At 65.6% G+C, this 6,173-nt stretch carries 6 protein-coding genes; 4 read left to right on the top strand and 2 right to left on the bottom strand.

Translation table 11 applies throughout. From position 1 onward, the window contains the following. The first annotated feature begins 128 nt into the window (after positions 1-128). The 4 genes from QZY03_RS28380 to QZY03_RS28365 all read left to right on the top strand — a co-directional run bounded on the left by QZY03_RS28380 (position 129) and on the right by QZY03_RS28365 (position 5,349). Positions 129-2,519 carry an RHS repeat-associated core domain-containing protein gene (locus QZY03_RS28380; RefSeq protein ID WP_295587166.1) on the top strand — a complete coding sequence of 797 codons (2,391 nt, stop codon included), beginning with the start codon at positions 129-131 and terminating at the stop codon, positions 2,517-2,519. Positions 2,520-2,647: 128 nt separating this feature from the next. Next, positions 2,648-2,815 carry a hypothetical protein gene (locus QZY03_RS28375; RefSeq protein ID WP_295587164.1) on the top strand — a complete coding sequence of 56 codons (168 nt, stop codon included), beginning with the start codon at positions 2,648-2,650 and terminating at the stop codon, positions 2,813-2,815. Positions 2,816-3,053: 238 nt separating this feature from the next. Next, positions 3,054-4,088, top strand: coding sequence for a WD40 repeat domain-containing protein (locus tag QZY03_RS28370; RefSeq protein ID WP_295587162.1), 1,035 nt, complete (start codon positions 3,054-3,056; stop codon positions 4,086-4,088). 46 nt (positions 4,089-4,134) lie between these two features. Then, positions 4,135-5,349, top strand: a complete 1,215-nt coding sequence (locus tag QZY03_RS28365; RefSeq protein WP_295587144.1) for an AI-2E family transporter — start codon at positions 4,135-4,137, stop codon at positions 5,347-5,349. A 267-nt stretch (positions 5,350-5,616) separates the two neighbouring features. On the opposite strand, the gene QZY03_RS28360 is transcribed toward QZY03_RS28365, so the two are convergent. Then, on the bottom strand, positions 5,617-5,847 hold the full coding sequence (locus tag QZY03_RS28360) for a DUF2283 domain-containing protein (RefSeq protein ID WP_295587142.1): 231 nt from the start codon (positions 5,845-5,847) through the stop codon (positions 5,617-5,619). An 86-nt stretch (positions 5,848-5,933) separates the two neighbouring features. Continuing rightward, positions 5,934-6,077, bottom strand: coding sequence for a YgiT-type zinc finger protein (locus QZY03_RS32315; protein WP_363168891.1), 144 nt, complete (start codon positions 6,075-6,077; stop codon positions 5,934-5,936). Between the last annotated feature and the right edge of the window lie 96 nt (positions 6,078-6,173).

Genomic DNA, 6,173 nt, shown 5'->3' with positions numbered 1-6,173 from the left:
CTGCGCTTATCCACCCTACGAAACCGGCTCCGTTGTAGGGTGGATAAGGCGCGCCGCTCGGTCTCAGGGACTCGGCACGGCGGTCGCGCGCGCCGCATCCACCAGAGGTCGCGCGGTGCCGCCCAAATTTGGAATTGCTGACCAGCATCCCCGCCGGTTGTGCCGCGGCCAACGGCGGCCTCTCCTGCGCGCTGCCGGATCTGCCAGGCAGCGGGCAGGCGCGTCTCACGCTCAAGGTGAAGCCCAGCGCCGTCGGCAGCCTGACACCGATGATCCGCGCCCGCTCCGCGGCCCTCGACCCCAACGGGCGCAACCACGCCCTGACCGCGGCGGCCAACGTCTGCGCCACCGTCACCTGCGCGGCGGGCGCCGGCATCACCTATGTCGCCGACGCCAGCGGGGGCGGCAGCGACCCGGCGGCGACGGCCGTCTTCGCGCTTACCTACGACACGGCCGGCCATGTCGCCCAGAGCAGCCGTCAGGACTTCGCCGGCACCAGCCTGACCGAGAACTTCACCTACGACCTGCAGACCGCCGCGCTGGTGGGTTATGCCAACGACGGCGGATCGGCCGCACCCCAGGCCCGGTGGCCGGGCCTCGTGCCGATCACCGCCGCCGGCTACGCCTACGACCTTTACGGCAACCTGACCCGCAAGAATTACGCATTGAGCGGCCTGTCCGCCGGGGTCGCGGTCGTCCTTGCCCCCGACGCCCGCAACCCCTTCCAGACGGCGAGCGTCGCGGAGGGCTGGTTCAACTCTGGCGGTGGCGGGCTGCCGACCACCAATCCGGGCTTTGTGACCGGAAACTACAGCTACGACATCGCCGGCAACGTCACCAGCGACCCATATGGGCGCACCTATAGCTACGACCCCCATGGCCGACTCGGCACCGTAACGCGCGCCGACGGCGGCTCGCAGGTCTTCCTCCGCGATGGGCTGGGGCGCATCCTGGAGCGCCAGGCCACCTGGCTTGCGTCCGACGTGCTCGACTACGGTAACGCCCGGTCCAGCGGCAACGCCGCGGCGGATCCAGACCAGTGGGAAGTGGCATTGAGCGGCGGTACCACCTTCTTCTCATCCGTTGGGGCGGACGACGTCAACACCCGACCCAACTCCCTGGCGGTGACGGACCTGCTCGGCCGCTCGGTCAACACGCTGATGTATGGCGCCAGCCTCGGCGGCTTCGGTGTGCTGGCCAATACGGGGTACCTCCCGGAGGGCATCGCCACCAATCTCTTCGCTGCCACCGCCGGCTTCCCGGCCGGCATCGCCGACCTCAGCCGGTATCCCGAAGGGGCGATGGGCACGGCACTCGGCATCGAGGTCGGCACCGGGCTGGAACTCAAAGGCGGCTACCGCGCTTACGACCCCGCTGTCGGCCGGTTCCTGCAATGGGATTCCATGTCGCCGCTCGGACGCGGCGGCCTCAACGGCTATGCCTACGCCGGCAACGACCCGGTCAACTTCGAGGACCCGACGGGCCATTATCGCGAGAACAAGGACCACCGCTACGGCCCCAAACCGCCCCATGCCCATCACAGCGGCTTCTGGCAGGGCTTCGGGGCCGGTTTCAAGACTGGAGCGAAGGCCTTCTTCACCGAGCCCTATCACTGGGCCAAGAGCTACGTGCATGACCTTTCCACCGGGAACTTCTTCGGGGCCTACAAGATGGAGTTCAACCTTGCGGTCGACGAACTGATCCAGAAGACCTTGAGCAGTTGGGCGCTCGTACCCGGGGGCAACCTGATCTTCACCGAGTTCGTCACCACCAAACCGTCGGCGATCTTCTCCGGCCACGATCCCTTCTCGGCTCAGGTGCCGGCCCACAGCAACAGCTACCAGATCGGCTACTCGCTCGGCGGCAAAGCGGGGGATGCCACCTCCGAGGTGGGGACATCGGTCGCGACCTTCCTGGTCGGTGCCGCGGCCGGTGCGGCCATCGATGCGATCGCCGGCGCCGCCTCGGCCGTCGATGCCGGTGTCGCCGGCGACGCCGACGCGGCGGGCGCCACCGACCTGTCGCCAGTGCGCTCCAGCAGCGGGACCTCCTACTTCACGCCCCGGCCCCATCCTCCGGGGTACTTCGACGAGGTCGATGAGGCCGCAGGCCCGAAGGAGGACGTGTGGCAGGACGCGCGCGAATCGCTGTCGGAGGACGCTCTCCCGGCGCGCTCGGGTTCGGGCGTCGCCCCGGAGGAGGCGGTCAACGCCGACGCACAGGCCCGCCCGGGCCTGTCGACGCGCTTCAAGGGCTGGCTGGAGCGGGTCGGCAATAAACTCAAGGCATACAAAGAGCGCATCGAGCCGAAGTCCCCCGCCGGTCAGAAGGTCGCGAAGGGTCTCGACTGGACCAACACGGGCTTTTCTAAACTGAGTTCGTGGGAGTTGAATGTCAAAAAATTCGACGGCGAGCAGCGTCGGGAGACCGAGGAGGCCGGGACCCGGACCTCCGCAACGGCGGCGCCGAGCGACCAACAGCAGCGTAGCGGGAGCCCCGCGGCGACGCCTTACCAATGACCCAGGCGCAGGATGCGCCGCCGACCGGAGCGCACCCATCGCCCGGTCGCGGCCGCCCCGTCCTGACCGCCCCAACGGGGATGGTCAGGGCGCACCCGAAGCCCCTCATGCACCAAGGAGCACAGCCCATGAAGACCCTGTCCCGGGCCGCGACGGTCGGCCTCGCCTTGCTCGCCGCCCTCGCCGCGCCCGTCAGTGCCGGCAGCCTGACTCTACTCGCCATCGGTGCCGCCGGCCTGGTCGGCAGCCGCCGCCGGAAGCAAGGCGTACGGCACTTCAACGCGCCTCGTCGGTAGTAGGCGTCCAACACGATAACGGGCTGTAGCGGCGGGTTTCAAACCCGCCCCTCTCATCAGCCATGTCCGGATATCAGGTGCGAAGGCGGTAGCCGAAATATGCAAGCCGGCGCCGCCCGATTCCCCTAAGATTTGCGCCTTCCCGGCCGCACCTTGGTGCACACTGCCGACCGCCGGGTACTCAAGGCACCCGACGACCCCTGCGACCCGATCGCGACCCGATTCAGAGGAACCTCCCATGTCCGACACCTGGCGCTTTGTGGCGCGTCCCGGCGCAACCGATACCATTTACGGGCTGGCGGTGAGCCCCGACAGCCAATTGCTGGCGACGGCCAGTTGGGACAGCACGGTGCGGGTTCTGGACCTGGAAGCCGGGCGCACCCTCCAGACGTTGCGCGGCCACGAAGGCCGGGTCTATTCGGTGGCCTTTCATCCCGAGGGCCGGGTGCTGGCCTCCGGCGGGACCGACGCGGTGGTGCGGCTCTGGGATGCCGAGACGGGCGAGGCACTGTGGTCGAAGAGCGGACACTCCAGCCTGATCTACAGCGTCGCCTTCCAGCCCCAGGGCAAACTCCTGGCCTCCGGCAGCGAGGACGGCACGGTCGCCATCTGGACCCTGATGGGCGAGCAGGTCCATCACATCGAGGGCCACAATCAGTATGTGCAAGGCGTCGCCTTCAGCCCCGACGGGCGCCTGCTCGCCTCCGGCAGCCGCGACAGCTTTCTGATCCTGTGGGATGTGGCGACCGGCCAGGAAGTCGGCCGAGTCGAGGTGATCCATAACGGCATCAACAGCGTGCGGTTCACCGCGGATGGCCAGCGCGTGCTGCTGACCAATGTAGACGGCGTCGTCGGGGTCTGGGATCTGGCCACCGGCGCACTGCTCCAGGAGCGCAACGAGCACCGGTACCCCGTCTGGACGGCGGTGTTCAGCCCCGACGGCCGCACCTTCGCCACCGGCAGCGCGGACCGCACCATCATGCTGTGGGATACTATCACAGGCGAACAGCTCGGCCGGCTCACCGGGCATGTCGGCGATGTCTATGCGCTGGAGTTCACGCCGGACGGCCGTTACCTGATCTCCGGCAGCGCCGACCGGACCATCCGACTCTGGGGCACCGACCCGTCGGCCGCCGACTGGGAGGCCCGCGGCGCCCGCTGGCAGGCCAACGCGGCGACCGAGAGCGCCGCGGCAGCGGCGCTGCCGGCCAAGTCGACCGCGGGCGCGAGCCAGGGCGGGCTGTTCGGCCGGCTGTTCGGACGCCGCGGTTGATCCCTTTCCACCTGCCCCGGCAAACCCGGCCAGCGAGGATGACACGATGACGCAAGACCAGGTCAGCAAGGCGGTGGTTCTGATCCTGGCGCTCGGGATCTCCGCGCTGTTCCTTTCCATGATCCAAGGCTTTCTGATGGCCTTGTTGATGGCGGGTGTCTTCAGCGCACTGGCCCGGCCCTTGTTCCTGCGGTTGGAGACGCTGTTCAACGGCCGCCGCGGGCTGGCCTCCCTGGCCACCCTGTCGCTCATGGCGGTGATGGTGCTGATCCCGCTGGTCCTGCTGGCCGGCGTCCTGGTGTCACAGGCGCTGGACGTGAGTCAGATTCTCAGCGTCTGGCTGAAAACCACGCTGAACCAGCCGGGGGCGGTGTCCGAACTGCTGCATCGCCTGCCCTTCTACGATCAGTTGGCGCCGCACTGGGGCAAGATCGCCCAGCAGGTCGGCGAGGCGACGACAGCCCTCAGCAAGGTGGTGGTCGAGGGCTTGTCCTCGATCACGCTGGGGGCGGTGAATTTCATCTTCACGACCTTCGTGTTTCTCTACAGCCTGTATTTCCTGCAGATGGACGGGGACAAACTGATCGAGCGCATCCTCTATTACCTGCCGCTCAAGACTCAGGAAGAGCGGCTGATGCTGGAGAAGTTCACCTCGGTGACGCGGGCCACACTCAAGGGGTCACTGCTGATCGGCCTCCTCCAGGGGACCCTGGCCGGGCTCGCGTTCTACGTGGCGGGAATCCCGAATGCGGTCTTCTGGGGGTCGGTGATGGCGGTCATGTCCACCATCCCCAACGTGGGTGCCGCGCTGATCTGGATTCCGGCGGTCATCGTCCTGATCGTTCAGGGGCAGGTTGGCACCGGCATCGCGCTGGCCGCGTTTTGCGGCCTGGTGGTGGGGAGTCTGGACAATGTCCTGCGGCCTATTCTGGTGGGTAAGGACACCAAGCTGCATGAGCTGATGATCTTCTTCAGCACCCTGGGCGGCATCCTGATGTTCGGCTTTCCGGGGCTCTTCATCGGCCCGGTGATCGCCTCGCTGTTCGTGGCGATCTGGGAAATCTACGGCGTGGAGTTCGCCGATATCCTGCCGGATGTGGAGGTGGTGATGGATCGCCGGCGGGATTTCGAAGCCCCGCCGGGCGATCCGGAGGGCCCACTGATCGAAGGCTTTCGGGCCGCACCGGAACCGGATCAGCGAATGACTGAAGGGCCGGGACATGCGTCCGCCGCGCTTGATCCCGGCGACCGGTCATCCTGACAAGTCGCACCGAGACGACATGGTCAGCATGGCGACGGCCGCGGGGCTGCGGGTGGATTTGCAGGTCCGGGCCGCCGCTCAGGCGGGTTCGCCTCTCTGGTCGCGAAGCTCCTATAGACTGGGCAGTAGGATGGGTAGAGCGCAGCGAAACCCATCGTCCCCACTGCCGATCGAGTCTCGAAACCGTGGCCTTTCCCCCTTTTCTCCGTTCTATGCAAGACCTGACCACCATCCCTCGTGACTCCCATCCCTGACCCATCCTTTTCGTTAGGCAACTTTTCTTGACAGATGAAGTAGTCTAGCTTGGACAGACTCAAGAAGCGTATCGCGAAGATAAGAACTTGCGTTGATAATTTCCAAACCAATCAACTCGCCCTTTGCATTCAACTCAGCCGTGACATCAGGGCTTATTTCAACGCTTTCCGCCTCGGCCTCCTCAGTAATGGAAAGGTGAAGCGTGTCAACATCTTCAAAATAGGCGATCTTGATAGATGTCATTTTTGAAATCTTCCGCTTTTGATTCGGTATGCCACTTGCTGCTTCGTCCGCGGCCGGCCGGAACGATGATCAAGGCCGCCTTCTCCTTATGCGAAGGCTGCTACAGGAACCGGGCGAGTAACTGCGAGCGCCTTGCGATGCGCCTTCACCCGCTCGATCTCGTGCATAGTCGCCGCGGTAAAATACGACTCCCCGCAATTGCCGCAAGAAATTGATGGAATGCCTTCAATATCGAGGCGCCATTTAATAACCGGACGCGCCTTAATGCAATTTTTCTAGCATAGTCTATACTTAGAGTTAGGTTTTGGATTACGAGGAGAGTCGAT

It is taken from the genome of uncultured Lamprocystis sp. (assembly GCF_903933125.1).
In the GTDB taxonomy this organism is placed as follows: domain Bacteria; phylum Pseudomonadota; class Gammaproteobacteria; order Chromatiales; family Chromatiaceae; genus Thiodictyon.
The sequence above is the reverse complement of the archived record's forward strand: the minus strand, read 5'-3'. Positions and strand labels throughout refer to the sequence as shown.

Excerpts from the sequence above, each read along its gene's own strand:
- QZY03_RS28375 (WP_295587164.1), top strand. The coding sequence starts at position 2,648 with ATGAAGACCCTGTCCCGGGCCGCGACGGTCGGCCTCGCCTTGCTCGCC.
- QZY03_RS28370 (WP_295587162.1), top strand. The coding sequence starts at position 3,054 with ATGTCCGACACCTGGCGCTTTGTGGCGCGTCCCGGCGCAACCGATACC.
- QZY03_RS28365 (WP_295587144.1), top strand. The coding sequence starts at position 4,135 with ATGACGCAAGACCAGGTCAGCAAGGCGGTGGTTCTGATCCTGGCGCTC.
- QZY03_RS28360 (WP_295587142.1), bottom strand. The coding sequence starts at position 5,847 with ATGACATCTATCAAGATCGCCTATTTTGAAGATGTTGACACGCTTCAC.